Consider the following 17,183-nt stretch of genomic DNA (forward strand, 5'->3'; position numbering starts at 1 on the left):
CGTATAATTATTAGTGTACTTTGCTATAATAATTTCCAGGGAATGGCGCCCTGAACTGTTCAAAACATCCGCGATCTGCCATAGTCACATAGCACGTTTTGCCGTCTTCGCCACCAAAGGCAATATTAGAAGGCTTCTTCCCTTTCAGGCTAATTTCATTCATGAATTCAGCTTCCGGACTCACAATGAGTACTGTGCCCTTATCATATCGAGTGATATAAAGGTTCCCTTTAATATCACAACGCATACCATCTAAACCAAAATCCTCAAAAGAAAGAAATTGCCTTTTATTGGCAAGCTTACCATTTTCCAGGATATCGTATTTCCATATCATCCTTTGAACGGATTCATTTACATATAGATTTTTACCATCGGGACTTACCTCTACCCCGTTCGTAGTTCCCATATTTGCTTCCAGAAGTTCTATCTTTCTATTGGGGGAAACCATCCAAATTTGGCCGGTACTTTCAGACCAGTTGGGGTCACTAAGATAAAGGGTGCCATCCGGACTTATCGCAAGGTCGTTAGGTTGGTTCATTGTAGAATCGCGAGCCCATATTTCCGGATTTTTCGTGTTCTTTTTAACACGATACACGATATGCCCCATATAATCAGCTATAAACATATTACCTTCAGTATCAAAGCGTATGCCATTACCAATACTCCCCTCTGGCAAAGTAAGATAGACTTCACCATTTCCCTGTTGATCTACACGGCCAATTGTGCCTTCACTTTCGAAATTTACGGCAAAAAGATCTCCCTGAGCGTTAACAGCGGGCCCCTCTATACCTTTGGTAAAACCAAATTCACTGGTAAAGTCGGCACTTTTAATTTCCGGGTCCTTACAGGAAACAGCGCCAATAATCAGATATGCAGGGAGTAGTATTTTAATTAAAAATTTCATCAAAAGTATGTGTGTTTTTTAGTCTTGCACCTTTTTCGGTAGGCTGCAAAGTACAAATTTCATTGTGAGCGTCATGTTCCAGAAAAAGGTAATATTCGGCTTCGGTTGCTTTTTCCAAAAAAGCAGCTTTTTCGTTGAGTGTCAGCAGGGGCCGGGTATCATAACCCATAATATAAGGCAGTGGAATATGACCCGCTGTAGGCAAAAGATCTGCGGTGAACACCAGAGTTTTGTTTTGATAGCTGATATGCGGGATCATTTGTTTTTCAGTGTGCCCGTCTACAAACAGGATGTCAAAACCTAAAGCTGATTGCCGTAGGAAAGAAGATGCAGGCCGCTCTATAAACTTAAGCTGACCGCTTTCTTGCATTGGCAATAAATTCTCTTTTAAAAATGATGGCTTCTCCCTTATATTGGGCTGTATGGCCCAATCCCAATGCGCTTTGTTAGTCCAATAGACAGCATTTTTAAAAGCGGGTTCATAGCCTGTTCTGTTGCTATTCCATTGTACACTTCCCCCACAATGATCAAAATGCAAATGCGTCATAAAAACGTCTGTAATATCATCCGGGTGAAAGTTATGTTTTCTAAGGGAGGATTCTAAAGTATGGTTTCCCCACCTGAAGTAGTAGCTGAAAAATTTTTCGGATTGTTTATTACCCAGTCCTGTATCTATTAAGATTAAGCGGTCTCCATCTTCTATCAACAGGCTGCGAGCAGCCATGTCAATCATGTTGTTACTATCGGCCGGATTTGTTCTGGACCAGAGGGTTTTAGGCACCACCCCAAACATAGCACCCCCATCTAATTTAAAATTACCGGTTTCAATGGGGTATAATTTCATATAGGGAAACAGTTTTTTGCAAAATACGCAAAGCTAAAGGGTTATGCCTTTATTGCATATCATTTTAACAAATCAATAGGGAATTTCTTCCTTTAAGAGTAATTGTTGCAGCTGTTGCCCAAAATAGATCATTCTCTTAATCTCCTGAACTCCCAGTAACCTCTCTTTTTTCATGATGAGTAGTGACTTACCGTTAGATTCTATGTGATAATATGGATTGCTCTCCAGAAATAGCACCAGTTCATCAGAGAAGAAAGACAGAATGGCGGCTGTGTCCGGACCACTGAGGTAAAACCGCCTGTTAAAATCCGAATGATGCTCAATATCAATATCTTTAAAACCGGCAAGGCCATAAAGAAACTGTAGGAGGCCTTCCTTGTCCAATGTGAATACGGGGATGTTTTGGACCAGTTTTATGTGCATTACGGTTGTTTTCACCACTTCTTTGGCAATAAATTCTCCTTCACTGAATTCAATATCAAACACACTACAGTTTTTGTCGCGGTCTAAAAGGTTGTTATAGTAGTAACTTATATTTCTGGTTCTGAAGAACACAAAGCTTTTCAGGATAGTTGTGTTCGTATTTTTATTAGGGATATATTCCCAGTGGTACTCCCTGGCTGTAGTTTTAAGGTCTTCCTGCCTTTTGGTAAAATAGCGCTCAATAGGATTCAGGGCGGCTAATGGGATGATCTTACGAATGGCGAAGGGGTGTGTTGAGTCTGTTTCGTGCTTATCTAGCCCAATGATTTCAACACTTCCTCCTTTTTTTGTAAAAGTGTCTGCATAATTTTCCAATCCCTCCATAACGGTATCATCTACAAAACTACACATCGAAAAGTCCAGGACCACATCTTCATTTTCGGGAATGACGTCCAATTTGTTTTTGAGCTTATAAAAATTCAGAAAACTACAGAAATGTTTAACACTGATATAATAGTTTCCCTCATCTTTTTCTTTAAACAGAAGAATGTTTGGCTTTATCAGGTGGCTCACAAACAATGTAAAGCTTTTGTTGACTATAACATGGATTACAAAAGTGACCAATATCCCAACACCGATACCTGTTATCAGATTTGTAAATAAAGTGGTCAGTAAGGTTGCCAGGAAAATGACCATTTGTTCCTTTCCTATTTTTGCTACCTTTTTAAACGTTTTAGGGGTAGCCAGCTTATAGCCGGTATACACCAGGATGGCCGCCAGGGCCGCAAGTGGAATTTTTCTGAGTTGCTCTTGAAGCAAGAGGACAAAGGCAATAAGAAATAGCGCATGAAAAAGATTGGCAGACCTGTTTGTTGCCCCGCTATTTACGTTAACAGAACTGCGGGCTATTACAGTTACCACATTAAGGCCACCAAAAAAACCACTTACCGCAGAAGCTATGCCCAGGGCCTTTAGATCTTTGTTTACGTTAGAACGCCTGTTTTCCGGATCTAACTTGTCTACTGCTTTTATGCTCAGCAGCGACTCTATACTGGCGATCAGTGTAATGGCAAAAACAGCCAGGATAAATTCACGGTCGCCTATCATTGAAAAATCAGGAAAGGCCAAACTCTCTATAACATTATCCGGAATATTTACAAGATATTTAGCATCCAGGGGATAAGGGATATTCAACCAATCGCAGACATAACTTAAGCCCACTGTAATTATTAGTATCCACATGGGCGCCGGAATCAGATGAAACCATCGGTTTCTTATTTTAGAATAAAAGACCATTATTGAAAGGCTGAATACGCCTATAATTGCAGCAATTATAACCCCGGAATCACTGGTCTGAAAAACCGAGAATATCTCCCTGGGAATATCTGAGAGCATGTTTATGATACTTCCGGAAGCACCCATATTCCCAAGCATGATATGAAATTGTTTGGAAAGAATTCCTATCCCAATGGCAGCGAGCATACCCTCAATGGCAGAAGCCGGGAAGAAATCGGCCAAACGACCCATTTTAAGGAACCCTAGAATAATCATTAGAACTCCTGAACAGACAATAGCTGCAAGGGTAACCAAATAGCCCTGATACAGATCTCCTCCTCCAAGAGTAGTAATAGCTCCAAGGAGAACTATTACAAGGCCATTTCCCGGCCCGGTTATAGTAACATGAGACCCTCCAAGTATGGCCACTACAATTCCACCTACTATGGCAGCGATGATACCCGATATTGGCGGGGCTTCACTTGCGAGGGCAAGGCCGAGACCTAGTGGCAGGGCAATTAGAGACACCACAAAACCAGAAAAAATATTTTTCGGAAGCGTTTTAAAAAACGTTGCAGTATGGCTGGGATTAGAATTCAAATTATTTTCTGATGATTAATAAATCGGTGGGTAAATCTGATAGAATATATTCAATGTCGTGGGTAAAGATACGATCCAGAAGCCCGGTTTTTGAAGGAGCATTCATCACCAGCAAATCTGCCCTGACCACCTCTGCATAATGTCCTATAGAATATCCTCTCTTTCCAAAAATACTCTGAGTTTTTACTTTGATATTCTTTACTAATTTTTCTGGAAGCTGAGCAATAATCTTTCTTACCCTGGACTCTTCTCTTTCTTTTAGCCTTTCCTTCATTATATTGGCTTTTTTTAGAGATTTGTCATCCTCAACGGTAACATGGATTTCTCTCTGGAGGATTTCTTCGACAACGGTGATTTGTTGAGACCCCAGTGCATAGGCCGCGTAAAAGGCGTCGGTTATTGCCACCGGGGTCTCCGGGGCGTCCAGGCCATTTACTACCACATGTTTACAAGGAACCCTTTCTGCAGAAGGTCTTACAAGCAAAAGCACTGAACAATTTACTTTTCTGGTTAGTTTGCGGGCAATGGAACCCACGTAAAACTGATAAATATTCTCGTGCTGTAAGGCACCTAATACCAATAGGTCTACATTAAACTTTTTACAGGCGAGCAGAATTGTTGCCACCGGCTTGCCTTCCATCCACTTAATTTCTATTGGAAAGTCTTTATAAAGCGTTTTTTCAAGAATGGCATCTATCTTGGACTGCTTTTCGGGAGTCTTTTCTCCTACGTGAAGCAAGATTAGCTTGGCATTGAAAAAGTGTGCAATCCTACTAGTTTCCAAAACATTGGCCTCCAGGGTTGGAGAAAATGCAAATCCGAACAATAATGTCTTGAAAGGCTGAATATCGTTGGTCATTGAGAGGCAGTTTCAGGGCCAATATAGTTCTTAAATATATAACAGGATCTGAGAGAAACGCTAATTCCCTATTTTTGCGAATATATGCTTTATTAACTAAGGAATTACTATATGATTGAACTCGCCGGTATCGTTATTCTTGGGATTATTGCACAATGGGTGGCCTGGAGACTTAAGCTACCTGCCATTCTCCCGTTAATTATTATAGGGCTGCTTGTGGGGCCAATAGCAACCTTGTATACCGATAGTGGAGGCAAATTAATAGAACCAATATGGAACGGGGAAGTAGGTCTTTTCCCTGGGGAGGCATTGTATTATTTTGTCTCATTAGCCATTAGTATTATCCTTTTTGAAGGAGGGTTAACCCTGAAACGCTCCGAGGTTGCTAATGTCGGGCCAGTGATAACAAAGCTAATTACCGTTGGCACCTTTGTTACTTTTATCTGCGGAGGGGTGGCAGCGCATTTTATTTTTGATCTTAGCTGGCAAATCTCATTTCTGTTTTCTGCTCTCATTATAGTTACCGGCCCCACGGTAATAACACCCATTCTTAGAAATATTCCCTTAAAAAAGGACATATCGGCAGTTCTGAAATGGGAGGGAATACTAATAGATCCTATAGGCGCACTTGTTGCGGTACTGGTTTTTGAATTTATAAGTGTAGGGGAAGGGCAGGCATATACTAAAACGGCGTTGATAGACTTTGGGAAGATACTTTTATTTGGCTGCACCTTCGGCTTTACCTTTGCACATGCACTTGCCTTCGCGATTAAAAAGAGCTTCATTCCGCACTACCTGCTGAATGTCGTTGTGTTATCTGTGGTATTAGGGGTGTTTGTGGTATCGGATGCCTTTGCCCACGAATCCGGATTACTCTCTGTAGTTGTTATGGGTATGGTTATGGGAAACACCAATGTGCCCAATTTAAAGGAGTTACTTTATTTTAAGGAATCGCTCAGTGTGCTTTTAATTTCTATATTGTTTATACTCTTGTCCGCCAATATCAACATAAGTGATATGGAGCTTATATACAATTGGAAAACACTCTTGCTGTTTAGCGTAGTAGTGTTTGTAATACGTCCTGTGGGTGTGTTTTTGAGCACTGGAAAATCTACATTGAAACTCAATGAAAAGCTGTTTATTGGATGGGTTGGCCCCAGGGGTATTGTCGCTGCTGGGATAGCATCTCTTTTTGGTTCCAAATTGTTGCTAAAAGGCGAACCCGGAGCAGAATATATCACCCCTTTGGTCTTTATGATTGTTTTGGGCACGGTGCTATTGAATGCCACCACGGCCAGATTCTTTGCCAGAATTATGGGTGTGTTCCTTAAAAAATCTGAAGGGATACTTATAATTGGGGCGTCAAAAGCATCGAGGCTGATTGCCAATTACCTGCACCAGAATGGACGGCATGTTGTTCTTATAGACAATAACCAAACCAATATAAACAAAGCCAAAGAGCATGGTTTGGAGGCCATGACTGCAAATATATATTCAGATTCACTTACCGATAATATTGAGTTAAACGATGTAGGTATTTTGATGGCCCTTACAGGGAATTCTGAAATAAATACCTATGCAATCAACAAATTTGGTAAACAATTTGGTGAAAATGGAGCATTTAGATTAATCACAGCCGATGAAATGAACAACCCGGAAGACAATCCAAAGGAAGGGCTCTTTTCTCATACCGATGATTTTATTAAAATTACCGAAGCTGCCAGAAAATATCCGGCCATTCACGAAATAGACCTTAGAGATGATAAGCATTATGAAGGGCTCATCGAGGTTACTAAAATGGAAGAAGATGTTGTCCCCATGTTTTTAAAAGCACCTGATGGTGAGCTAAGGATTATCTCCTCATTTAGCAATGAGTTCAAGGATATTAAAGAAGGGTATAAGCTGGCATACCTTGGGAAAATGTTACAGACAGATTCACCTGGCGAAACAGAACAGGAAGAAGCCTGATCATTTCCTGCACGGCGCCATATGAATTGATTTAGCTATAGAATGGCTTCATATTGCTTACTTCTATATCGATATCTTCAATATTAACCGCATAATGATCCCCGGCCAGTAATTTAAAAAAATGCAAAGAGGATTCCCGCTTAATTTTTCCTATTAATAAATCTTTGTCGATATCTCCGCCTTCCTGTTTCCAGGTAAAAACAGAGTGTTGCATAATCTGGATAATTCTGTGATGGGCACAGAATTTAGCGATGTAGGTAGTCATTTGGTTGTACTATGATTCAATTGTACCAATAACACAAAAGACAGGGGTAAAATTGCATTTACTTTCTTAAAATGTAGGAAAAATAAGTAATTCAATTGTGAAAGGCCAGAATCTTGTGGTTAGGAAGTCTCTAATCATTGAGCTTTAAAACGGCCATAAATGCTTGTTGTGGAATTTCTACATTTCCAACCTGTCGCATTCGTTTTTTACCTTTTTTCTGCTTTTCGAGCAGCTTCCGCTTCCTTGAAATGTCTCCTCCGTAACACTTGGCTGTAACATCTTTTCTTAATGCTTTGATAGTTTCCCTTGAAATAATTTTAGAACCAATAGCAGCCTGAATAGGGATATCAAATTGCTGCCGGGGGATAAGCTCTTTTAATTTTTCACACATTTTCTTGCCAATATTTTGAGCATTGTCAAAATGGATCAATGCAGACAAGGCATCTACCGGTTGTCCGTTTAAAAGGATATCTACCCTTACCAGTTTAGAGACCCGCATCCCTATAGGTGAATAGTCAAAAGAGGCATAGCCTTTAGAAACCGTTTTGAGGCGGTCATAGAAATCGAAAACGATCTCGGCCAGGGGCATATCAAAAGTTAACTCTACCCGTTCTGTGGTCAGGTAGGTCTGATTGGTAATTTGCCCGCGTTTTTCAATACACAACGACATAACATTCCCCACAAAATCTGATTTGGTTATGATAGTCGCTTTTATATAAGGTTCTTCTACCCGATCAACGGTAGAAGGGTCTGGCAAATCTGACGGATTATTAACAACAAACGGGGTCTCCTTGTCCTTGGTGGTATAGGCATGATAACTTACATTAGGAACAGTGGTAATCACCGTCATATCAAACTCCCGCTCTAATCGTTCCTGAATAATTTCCATATGCAGCATCCCCAGGAATCCGCATCTGAAACCAAAACCAAGGGCCATACTACTTTCGGGGGTAAATACCAGGGAAGCATCGTTCAGTTGTAATTTTTCCATAGAAGACCTCAACTCCTCAAAATCTTCTGTATCCACAGGATAAATACCCGCAAAAACCATAGGCTTCACATCTTCAAAACCAGCAATGGCGTTTTGTGTCGGATTGGCAGCATCGGTAATAGTATCCCCGACTTTTACCTCTCTGGCATCTTTTATTCCGGTGATTAAATAGCCAACATCTCCGGCTTTAATACTGGGCTTAACCTGTTGTGTTAATTTTAGAGTACCCACCTCATCGGCAAAATAATCTTTTCCTGTAGCGACAAATTTTATCTTTTGCCCCTTTTTAATTTCCCCATTGATTACCCTGAAATAGGTCTCTACGCCCCTGAACGGATTGTAAACAGAATCAAAAACCAGGGCCTGTAAGGACTCTTCGGGGTTGCCTTCAGGAGCAGGAACACGCTCAATAATGGCTTCCAGGATCTCTTCTATTCCTATACCTGTTTTAGCCGAAGCCGGGATCACTTCCTCGGGTTTGCACCCTAAAAGATCAACAATGTCGTCTGTTACTTCTTCCGGATTTGCACTGGGAAGGTCCACCTTATTGAGCACCGGAATAATCTCCAGATCATTCTCTAATGCCAGGTAGAGGTTAGAAATGGTCTGCGCCTGAATACTCTGCGCAGCATCCACTACTAGTAATGCCCCCTCACAAGCGGCAATAGAGCGGGAAACCTCATAGGAGAAATCTACATGCCCGGGGGTGTCAATCAAGTTAAGGACATACTCCTGGCCCTTATAGGTATATTCCATTTGAATGGCATGACTTTTAATAGTTATGCCCCTTTCGCGTTCCAGGTCCATATTGTCCAGAAGCTGCTCCTTTTTCTCGCGCTCCGTAACGGCTCCAGTAAAATCTAAAAGCCTGTCTGCCAAAGTACTTTTACCATGGTCTATATGGGCAATAATGCAGAAATTCCGAATGTGCTTCATGTGAAGTAACTCCTCAAATTAAGGCTGCAAAGATACATTTTTTTGAGCCTATATGCGGAATTGAACCAATATAAAAACCTGTGCCTGACAGCTTGTTTCCTATCGAGAAGATAATAAAGAGCAAGGTAGTGTATAAGAAGATGGTCTCTAAACAAAATATTCACCCTTTATTCCTGCCATTCTGCAATAAACAAATTGGTGTCTCTGGTACCCCCATTATTTCTATTGCTGGAGAAAGCCAGGTATTTGCCATCGTTTGAAAATACCGGGAAGGCGTCGAAGGTTTTTCCGTGGGTGACACGCTCCAGGTTTTTCCCATCGATATCAATAAAGTAGAGGTTAAACGGAAAGCCTTTTTCGGCTTCAAAATTGCTCGAAAAAAGGATTTTTTCCCCTGAGGGGTGAAAGAACGGGCTCCAATTGGCATTGCCCAGAAAAGTAAGTTGTTTTAGGTTACTTCCGTCTGCATCGCAAATAAACAGTTCCATTTCCGTTGGTTGTACCAGCCCTTGCGATAAGAGCTCCTTGTACTCGGCAATAGCGGCGTCTGTTTCTGGCCTGGAGGCCCTGAATATAATTTTACTGCCATCGGGAGAAAAGAAAGCGCCGCCGTCATACCCCAGTGTATCGGTTATTTGTCTCACATCGGAACCATCGAGGTTCATGGTGTACAATTCCAAATCCCCGCTGCGCATGGAAGTAAAGACAATTTTATCCCCTTTTGGCGATACCGTTGCCTCTGCATCATATCCTGGTTCATCGGTAAGTTGCCCAACAATATTACCTTTTAGATCTGCCACAAAAATGTCGAAACTATCATAGACCGGCCATACGTATTTACCATTTTTTCGCAGCGGAACTTCCGGACATTCCTTATCTGCAAGGTGTGTAGAACCATAAACAATATGCTCGTTATCTGGCAAAAAGTAGGCACAGGTGGTACGTCCCATCCCGGTGCTAATCATCGGTGGCTGTATGCCATCAAATACCTCCCCTTTATTCATTAGAAACATCTGATCACATTTCATCCCCCAGGCGGCATTGTTAGATTGAAACACCATTTTACTATCGTCAAAACTCCAGTAGGCCTCTGCATTGTCTCCTCCAAAAGTAACCTGGCGGATTGTCTTAAAATATTTCTCTTCCGGATAGATCAGGGTATCACTGCCCGCCATAAGGGAGACCTTTTCTTGCTCCTTTTGCTGTTCCTTTTTAACTTCCGTTTTACAACTGCCCAGTATTAATAAAAGGGTAAGGATGAAAATACTTCTCATAGGATGTTTAATTTTACCCAAAATTAGAAGCAAATCTGATGAAAAAAATTATTCTACCCATATTTTTTATAATCGCTTTGGCATGTAAAAAAGAAAGTGGCCCCAAAGTAACGATTAATGAGGATGTTGCCTTTCTTGCAAGTGATTCCCTTGAAGGCCGTGAGACAGGAACAGCCAATGAAATAAAGGCGGCGGATTACCTGCAGCAAAGGATGTCCGAAATTGGCTTACAACCTAAGGGAAAAGAAGACACTTATTTTCAAACCTTCAGTTTTAAATCCAAAAGAGACCCCCACCAGGAGATAGAGTATTCGGTCTCCGGGGATAGTACTATTACAGGAACCAATGTTATTGGGTTTTTAGATAATCAGGCCACATCAACTATTGTTATCGGGGCACATTATGATCATCTTGGCCTGGGCGGCGAAGGGTCTTTGTACAGGGGAGAAACGGCAATTCACAATGGGGCGGATGACAACGCCAGCGGAGTGGCTTTGCTTTTATCACTTGCGTACGAATTGAAGGAGAATAATACAGGGAATAATTATTTGTTTATTGCTTTTTCCGGGGAGGAAATGGGATTATTAGGATCTAATTACTTCACTAAAAACCCTACCGTTGATATTTCAGAAATAAATTATATGATCAATATGGATATGGTAGGCAGACTCCGAAAAGACAGTACCTTATCTGTAAGCGGCACGGGCACTTCACCCATATGGAATCAGGTACTCAACGCGAGTAATACGGATTTTAAATTGGTGCTGAAACCTTCTGGAGTTGGCCCGTCGGACCACACCTCTTTTTATTTACAGGACATTCCGGTATTGCACTTTTTTACAGGGCAGCACGAAGACTACCACAAGCCCTCTGACGACGCTGAGAAATTAAATTACAAAGGCATGGAGATGATCTCAGATTATATTATGGCAGTTATTGGCGAATTGGATGATGACGGGGAGCTGGTTTTTAAGAAAACCAAAAACGAAAGCGAAGAGGTACCGCGTTTTAAAGTGGCCCTGGGGGTAATACCAGATTATTTGTTCGATGGCAAGGGCATGCGAATAGACGGTATTAGCGAAGACAAACCTGCGCAGAAAGCGAGGCTTCAGAAAGGCGATGTGGTTATACAACTGGGTGATAGTACGGTGGTGGATATGATGAGTTATATGAGGGCATTGTCTGTTTTTGATATTGGTGATGTTACTAAAGTTATAGTAGATCGAAATGGAGAGAAAATAGAGGCAGAGATCACTTTTTAACCCAAGTTTAATTTATTTTATAGCTTTGGGCATTAACCTACCAGAACGTGAGACTCCCCTTATTTGTCATTTTGGCGATATTTCCCCTTTTATTGACAGGCCAAACCTATGAAGTTTCTGGAGCTGTCAGAGATACCGAAGGCAAACCCTTGCCCTTTTCCAATGTGGTATTATTACAAGTTTCGGATAGCACCCTCATAAAAGGCATATCTGCCGATGATAATGGACGCTTTGTTTTGCGAAATGTCTCCCCAAACCTATACTATTTACAAGCGAAATATTTTGGTTATCAATCCGTGCTGGTTCCTCTGGAGATTTCCTCAGATGTAAAAATAGGTGCTATAGTGATGGAGCCAGATGGGGAGTGGTTAGATGAGGTGGTCCTCACCGGCCAGTTGCCTTCAATTGAACGGAAAGCAGATCGTGTTGTATTTAATGTGGAGAATACCGTAGTTAGTGAAGGCACCACGCTGGACATCCTAAGAAATGCACCTGGAGTTATCGTAGTAGAGGAAAGCCTGGAAATAAGGGGGCAGGAGGCCACAGTTTATCTGAACAATCGGAAGGTACAATTATCCACTTCCGAAATCCAGGATTTTTTAAGGGGCCTTTCGGGAAATATGATCTCGGCAATAGAGGTTATTCCAAACCCTCCCGCAAGTTATGAAGCAGAAGATGGCCCCATACTTAATATCCGCACTACCGAGAATATAGTGCCAGGATATAAAGGGAGTGTTCGCGGCCATATAGAGCAGGCAGTTTTCCCTAAATACAGTTTAGGAACAAGCCAGTACTACAAGAGTGATAACTTTAGCATTTTCGCTAATTATGTTATCAATCCAAGAAAAGAATTTAGAAAATCTGACAGCAGGGTTAATTTTATTGATGAGCAAAACACCAATTTTGCGGATTGGACCACCGATTATAACAAAACCACGCGTTCTTCTGCCCAGCAGGCCAATTTAATTTTAGATTTCAATCCCAGCGATAGGGATTTAATTAATTTAACCTCTAACCTCAGTTTTTCACCTAACAAAAAGGATGAAAATGAAGTGCAGACCCAAATGCGCAATGGGAGTGGACAGCTAGACTCGACGCTGGTAAATGAAAGCACCATTAATGACGACTTACTAAACCTTTCTTTTGATCTGAACTTCGAGCGAAAGTTTAAAAAAGAGGGTGAATTCTTAAAGATGAATGCCCACTACACTTATTATGAACTTTCACGACAGCAAGATGGATCTAGCGATTATTTTGATGCCTCAGGAACTTTTTTAAGGAACTTCAGTTTCTCTACGGACGCCCTTCAGGACATTAATATTTACACCGGGCAACTAGATTACTATAACCCTGTTAAATCTGGTGTTTTTGAAAGTGGGGTAAAAGGATCGCTTATAGAGTCCCAGAGCGGGATAGACTATTTTGATGTAAACGATACGCAACCCCCATTTAATATTGCGCTTTCGGACCGGTTTAATTACAGGGAAGGGGTTTTGGCGGCTTATGCTAGTTTCTCCGGAGATTGGGAAGACTGGCTGATAAAGTTGGGAATAAGGGCAGAGCAGACTAGTGTAAAGGCCAGATCTGAAACCTTGCAACAGATCAACAACCAAAGCTATCTGGAGTTTTTCCCTTCTTTATTCCTGACCAGAAAACTTGGGGATGATCATAGCATTTCTTTAGATTATAGCAGAAAACTAACCCGCCCAAAATACTCGGACCTTAATCCGTTCAGGTATTTTTTAAACGAGAACGATTTTGATGAGGGTAACCCGGATCTGGTGCCTAACTTTAGCCACAATTTCAATCTGAATTTTAATATTAAGGACACCTATTTTTTCGATATTTATTACAGGGATAATGGCCGATATATCAGCACACTCAGTTTTCAAGACAATGAGAATCAAACCATCAGAAAATTAAAACAAAATGTTCTTGAAAGTATTTCCTTTGGGCTGGATTTTACCATCGCCACCTCGGTAACCCCTTCCTGGTATATGTACTTTTACAATTCTGTTTTTTATGAAGACGAAACTTTTATGGCCGTGGAAAGCAGTATTGAATCCTACAAAAACAAAGTAACTGGATATTATTGTTATCTGAGCAACTCTTTAACGCTTTCTAAAGATGGCACCTTTACCGGAGATACCTCTCTGACCTATCTGAGCGGATTTCTCCTTGGCTCTTACAAAAGAACGGAGACCATCAACTTAAATATTGGCTTGCGCAAATCTTTATGGAATAAAAAGGCAGTAGTTTCCCTGGTTGCAGAAGATTTGTTGGGAAGGGCTAATGCTACCTATACCTCGCGATATGCCAACCAGGACAATACAATAGTTAGTGTGCCGGAAACGCAATTTGTTCGTCTTGGCTTTACCTATAATTTTGGGAATTACGGCCTTAGTGGTACTAACAGAAGCTTGCAGAAAAGCGAGTTAGACCGACTCGAAAACGAGTAAATACCCATAGTTTCCTACTTTATTTTTAATTTTGCAGGCCAAGGATACCATTATGCCTAAAATTGGAGACATACAACTTCCGGATTTTCCCTTATTGCTTGCCCCTATGGAGGATGTAAGCGACCCGCCTTTCCGAGCACTTTGCAAAGAACAGGGGGCAGACGTGGTATATACAGAATTCATTTCTTCGGAAGGCCTTATCCGCGATGCGGCAAAAAGTGTCATGAAGCTCGATATTTATGAAAAAGAGCGGCCTGTAGGAATACAAATTTTTGGTGCTAACCTGGACTCTATGTTGCAATCTGTTGAAATTGTGGAGAAGTCCGGGCCGGACATTATCGACATCAATTTTGGTTGTCCGGTAAAAAAAGTGGTGAGCAAAGGCGCTGGTGCCGGCATATTAAAAGATATAGACCTTATGGTATCGCTTACCAAAGCTATGGTAGATCATACCAAACTACCTGTGACGGTAAAAACCCGTCTTGGCTGGGATCAGGATTCAATCAGAATTGTGGAAGTAGCTGAACGCCTGCAGGATGTGGGTTGCAAAGCAATTGCAATACACGGACGTACCCGGGTGCAGATGTACAAAGGTGCGGCCGATTGGGGGCCTATAGCTGAGGTTAAAAACAACCCCAGGATGCATATCCCAGTATTTGGAAACGGAGATATTGACAGCCCTGAGGCGGCAGTAAAAATGAGAGATCAGTACGGCTTAGACGGAGCCATGATAGGCAGGGCCAGTATTGGATATCCCTGGTTTTTTAAAGAGGTAAAACATTTTATTAATACGGGGAAGCACCTTGCCCCACCTACTATGGAGGAAAGGGTCAGTGCTGCCCGCAGACATCTGGAAATGTCTATAGCCTGGAAAGGCGAAAAACTTGGAGTGTTTGAAACCCGCAGGCACTATACCAATTATTTTAAAGGGATACCAGATTTTAAACCCTATCGTATGAAGATGGTTACCAGCGATGCTTCTGAAGATGTATTTGCAGCCTTTGATGAGGTTTTGGAAAAATTTGGGGATCATGTATTTGTCTAGGAGACCTTCTTAAGCGACCAATTTCCTGCTTACCCTGCTACTGGCAATTTTTGCTGCAATTACCCCCAATACAAGAATAGTGCTCATTACTATAATCACATTAATAATTTGGTATTCTACAGGATAGGCCAGGGAGGGAGTTATTCTTAACCAACCGAAGGCCAGTTGCGACCAGATGAGTAGAGAGCCCAAAAGCACCCCTATAAGACCACCGAAGCCCGTTACCAGAATCCCCTGGATAAAATAGATGCGGCGAAGTTCTTTTATGGTGGTCCCCAGGCTAAATAGCGTTTTGGAATTGAGTTGTTTATCCAGGATCATCATAATAATGGCCCCTACAACATTAAACAGAGCAATAATGAGTACCAGGGTAAAAATGAGATAGGTAGCCAGGTTTTCAGTATTCAACATTTTGTAAAGCGTGCTGTTGAGTTCCTGTCTGTTTTTAATAAGCGCTTTCTGGCCTAAAATTTCCCTGATTTCGCTGCTAACGCCTTGTTGATCGGCATTTGGCCCTAATTTAAAACTGACTGCAGAAACCAGGCTACTGTCCTTTTCCAAAAGCGCCTGTACTAAAGGCAATTCCGCAAACACGTACTTTTCGTCCAGGTTGGTTTCTATAGCATAGACGCCAGAGACCACTACAGATAATTGGTTATAGGGCTGGGTGGTTTGCGAGATAGATGTTGTGCCGGGCTTTGGTGCGAGGATGATAAGTGGACTTCTGTAGTTATTGACAGGGAGGCCAAGTAAATTGGCTATGCCTATACCCGCAACCACCTGTTGGTTTTCAAGATCCCACTGACCCATATACAGGGTGCTGTCTACCCCGGTAGTTGCATTTTGGTATTGGTCTACCCCTTTAATATAGGCGATATGGCTCTTTTGCTGATGTGTAAGGTATACCCTTTCTTCGAGCTCCTTGGAGTAAGAGGCCAGGCCCGGAACCTGTTTTAATTTTTCTTCTTCATCAGCAGTGACAGCATAAAATTTTCCTATGGCTGCAACTGCTTTAAGGTCTGGGTCGAAGGTATTGCTAAAAGAAAGGCTGAAGGTTTTAAGACCCGCAAAGGCAGAGAGGACAACAAAGAGAGCAGCGGCACCTATTACGATGACCAAAAAGGTGATAAAATTAATGATGTTTACTGCATTCTGACTGCTTTTAGACCGAACATATCGCTTTGCGATGTACAAGGGAAAGTTCAAAGCGAGGTGGAATTAAGATTTTTTTCTTTTGGCCAAAAGATCAGGGTTTTTGATGGGGTTTTCCCTACCATCCAAAGACTTTTCTATTTTGTCTATATAATCCAGAGAATCGTCCAGGTAAAAGTTGAGCTCCGGCATTCGGCGCAATTGGTGGCGCGTACGTGAGGCCAGTTCGTGTTTAATTATGGGCTGATTACCTTTTATTCCTTCCAATAGTTCTTTTGCATTCTTAGTAGGGAAGATACTCACATAGACTTTTGCTATAGAAAGGTCTGTGGTAACTGTTACCTTGGAAACTGAGATCAGGGTGCCTTTGAGCCCTCCGTCCGTAGCGGCTCTCTGGAGAATTTCTGCCAGGTCTTTTTGAATTACCCCAGAGATCTTTTTCTGTCTTTGTGTTTCCATGGGGCAAAAGTACGGAATAATTGTTCTTCATTTTCTTTGCTTGTCCAAAGAAAACGAAGCAAAAGAAAAGACACCTTATCCACATGAATTTTTTCACAATTGGTGAAAAACCGGTTTCAGAACTTTGCCACCCCGCCTTAGCGGGCCGAGTACCATTCAAAGCTTCTGAAACCTATTCTTGGATAAGGGAATTCCCAGGATTGAAGTTTGCAGCTTGTTTTAACCGATGGTTTTTCGGAAATAATGGCAAACTAAAGTAAGTCGGCCTATTTTTATTTTAGTAGTAAATCCAGGGGATTTTACATTTGGCGAAGGAAGCCGTCCATAGAGCATTTTGCACAGCAAAAGCGGCCTGGGCGGCGGGGTAGTAAAATACCTATAGATTTCAATAAAATAAAAATCAGCCTAGCGTTTTTTTCTTTCTTTTTTTGGGCAATGCAAAAAAAGGAAAAGCCATTACTTGATAT

The 17,183-nt window shown here is 41.6% G+C and carries 13 protein-coding genes; 4 read left to right on the forward strand and 9 right to left on the reverse strand.

The genetic code is table 11. The features are described from left to right. Positions 1-10: 10 nt before the first annotated feature. From J1G40_RS00510 to J1G40_RS00525, 4 genes are all read right to left on the reverse strand, one after another. Entirely contained in the window at positions 11-904 is an 894-nt protein-coding gene (locus J1G40_RS00510; RefSeq protein ID WP_265240312.1) for an SMP-30/gluconolactonase/LRE family protein, read from the reverse strand. Beyond that, positions 888-1,748, reverse strand: coding sequence for an MBL fold metallo-hydrolase (locus J1G40_RS00515; RefSeq protein ID WP_265240313.1), 861 nt, complete (start codon positions 1,746-1,748; stop codon positions 888-890). Before J1G40_RS00515 ends, J1G40_RS00510 begins: the two co-directional genes overlap by 17 nt. A 72-nt stretch (positions 1,749-1,820) precedes the next feature. Next, the gene (locus tag J1G40_RS00520) at positions 1,821-4,046 is read right to left on the reverse strand and encodes a SulP family inorganic anion transporter (protein WP_265240314.1); all 2,226 of its coding nucleotides are present in this window, start codon (positions 4,044-4,046) and stop codon (positions 1,821-1,823) included. A 1-nt stretch (position 4,047) separates the two neighbouring features. Further along, positions 4,048-4,905, reverse strand: coding sequence for a universal stress protein (locus tag J1G40_RS00525; protein WP_265240315.1), 858 nt, complete (start codon positions 4,903-4,905; stop codon positions 4,048-4,050). 111 nt (positions 4,906-5,016) lie between these two features. On the opposite strand from J1G40_RS00525, the gene J1G40_RS00530 reads away from it, so the two are divergent. Beyond that, positions 5,017-6,873 (forward strand): cation:proton antiporter, encoded by a 1,857-nt coding sequence (locus J1G40_RS00530; RefSeq protein ID WP_265240316.1) that lies wholly within the window; start codon positions 5,017-5,019, stop codon positions 6,871-6,873. Positions 6,874-6,904: 31 nt separating this feature from the next. On the opposite strand, the gene J1G40_RS00535 is transcribed toward J1G40_RS00530, so the two are convergent. The 3 genes from J1G40_RS00535 to J1G40_RS00545 all read right to left on the reverse strand — a co-directional run bounded on the left by J1G40_RS00535 (position 6,905) and on the right by J1G40_RS00545 (position 10,339). Next, entirely contained in the window at positions 6,905-7,138 is a 234-nt protein-coding gene (locus J1G40_RS00535) for a GTP-binding protein LepA (RefSeq protein WP_265240317.1), read from the reverse strand. A 130-nt stretch (positions 7,139-7,268) separates the two neighbouring features. Continuing rightward, complete coding sequence (gene lepA / locus J1G40_RS00540) at positions 7,269-9,065, reverse strand: translation elongation factor 4 (RefSeq protein ID WP_265240318.1); 1,797 nt, start codon at positions 9,063-9,065, stop codon at positions 7,269-7,271. A gap of 167 nt (positions 9,066-9,232) precedes the next feature. Further along, positions 9,233-10,339 (reverse strand): TolB family protein, encoded by a 1,107-nt coding sequence (locus J1G40_RS00545; protein ID WP_265240319.1) that lies wholly within the window; start codon positions 10,337-10,339, stop codon positions 9,233-9,235. Between the two features lie 38 nt (positions 10,340-10,377). On the opposite strand from J1G40_RS00545, the gene J1G40_RS00550 reads away from it, so the two are divergent. From J1G40_RS00550 to dusB, 3 genes are read left to right on the forward strand one after another with little or no spacing between them, the layout of a single operon-like run. Beyond that, positions 10,378-11,601, forward strand: coding sequence for a M28 family peptidase (locus tag J1G40_RS00550; RefSeq protein WP_265240320.1), 1,224 nt, complete (start codon positions 10,378-10,380; stop codon positions 11,599-11,601). Between the two features lie 47 nt (positions 11,602-11,648). After that, a complete protein-coding gene (locus J1G40_RS00555; protein WP_265240321.1) occupies positions 11,649-14,060 on the forward strand; it encodes an outer membrane beta-barrel family protein in 2,412 nt (803 codons plus the stop codon). Positions 14,061-14,112: 52 nt separating this feature from the next. Further along, positions 14,113-15,105: a tRNA dihydrouridine synthase DusB gene (gene dusB / locus J1G40_RS00560; RefSeq protein WP_265240322.1), complete on the forward strand. Its 993-nt coding sequence runs from the start codon at positions 14,113-14,115 to the stop codon at positions 15,103-15,105. Between the two features lie 9 nt (positions 15,106-15,114). Here dusB and J1G40_RS00565 read toward each other — a convergent pair whose 3' ends face one another. Continuing rightward, positions 15,115-16,311 carry an ABC transporter permease gene (locus J1G40_RS00565; protein WP_265240323.1) on the reverse strand — a complete coding sequence of 399 codons (1,197 nt, stop codon included), beginning with the start codon at positions 16,309-16,311 and terminating at the stop codon, positions 15,115-15,117. A 12-nt stretch (positions 16,312-16,323) separates the two neighbouring features. Then, entirely contained in the window at positions 16,324-16,716 is a 393-nt protein-coding gene (gene rbfA / locus J1G40_RS00570; protein WP_265240324.1) for a 30S ribosome-binding factor RbfA, read from the reverse strand. Positions 16,717-17,183 lie beyond the last annotated feature (467 nt).

Origin of the sequence: Muriicola sp. Z0-33 (genome assembly GCF_026126425.1) — a bacterium.
Taxonomy (GTDB): domain Bacteria; phylum Bacteroidota; class Bacteroidia; order Flavobacteriales; family Flavobacteriaceae; genus JAFMPW01.

Excerpts from the sequence above, each read along its gene's own strand:
- J1G40_RS00510 (WP_265240312.1), bottom strand. The coding sequence starts at position 904 with ATGAAATTTTTAATTAAAATACTACTCCCTGCATATCTGATTATTGGC.
- J1G40_RS00515 (WP_265240313.1), bottom strand. The coding sequence starts at position 1,748 with ATGAAATTATACCCCATTGAAACCGGTAATTTTAAATTAGATGGGGGT.
- J1G40_RS00525 (WP_265240315.1), bottom strand. The coding sequence starts at position 4,905 with ATGACCAACGATATTCAGCCTTTCAAGACATTATTGTTCGGATTTGCA.
- J1G40_RS00530 (WP_265240316.1), top strand. The coding sequence starts at position 5,017 with ATGATTGAACTCGCCGGTATCGTTATTCTTGGGATTATTGCACAATGG.
- J1G40_RS00535 (WP_265240317.1), bottom strand. The coding sequence starts at position 7,138 with ATGACTACCTACATCGCTAAATTCTGTGCCCATCACAGAATTATCCAG.
- lepA (WP_265240318.1), bottom strand. The coding sequence starts at position 9,065 with ATGAAGCACATTCGGAATTTCTGCATTATTGCCCATATAGACCATGGT.
- J1G40_RS00545 (WP_265240319.1), bottom strand. The coding sequence starts at position 10,339 with ATGAGAAGTATTTTCATCCTTACCCTTTTATTAATACTGGGCAGTTGT.
- J1G40_RS00550 (WP_265240320.1), top strand. The coding sequence starts at position 10,378 with ATGAAAAAAATTATTCTACCCATATTTTTTATAATCGCTTTGGCATGT.
- dusB (WP_265240322.1), top strand. The coding sequence starts at position 14,113 with ATGCCTAAAATTGGAGACATACAACTTCCGGATTTTCCCTTATTGCTT.
- rbfA (WP_265240324.1), bottom strand. The coding sequence starts at position 16,716 with ATGGAAACACAAAGACAGAAAAAGATCTCTGGGGTAATTCAAAAAGAC.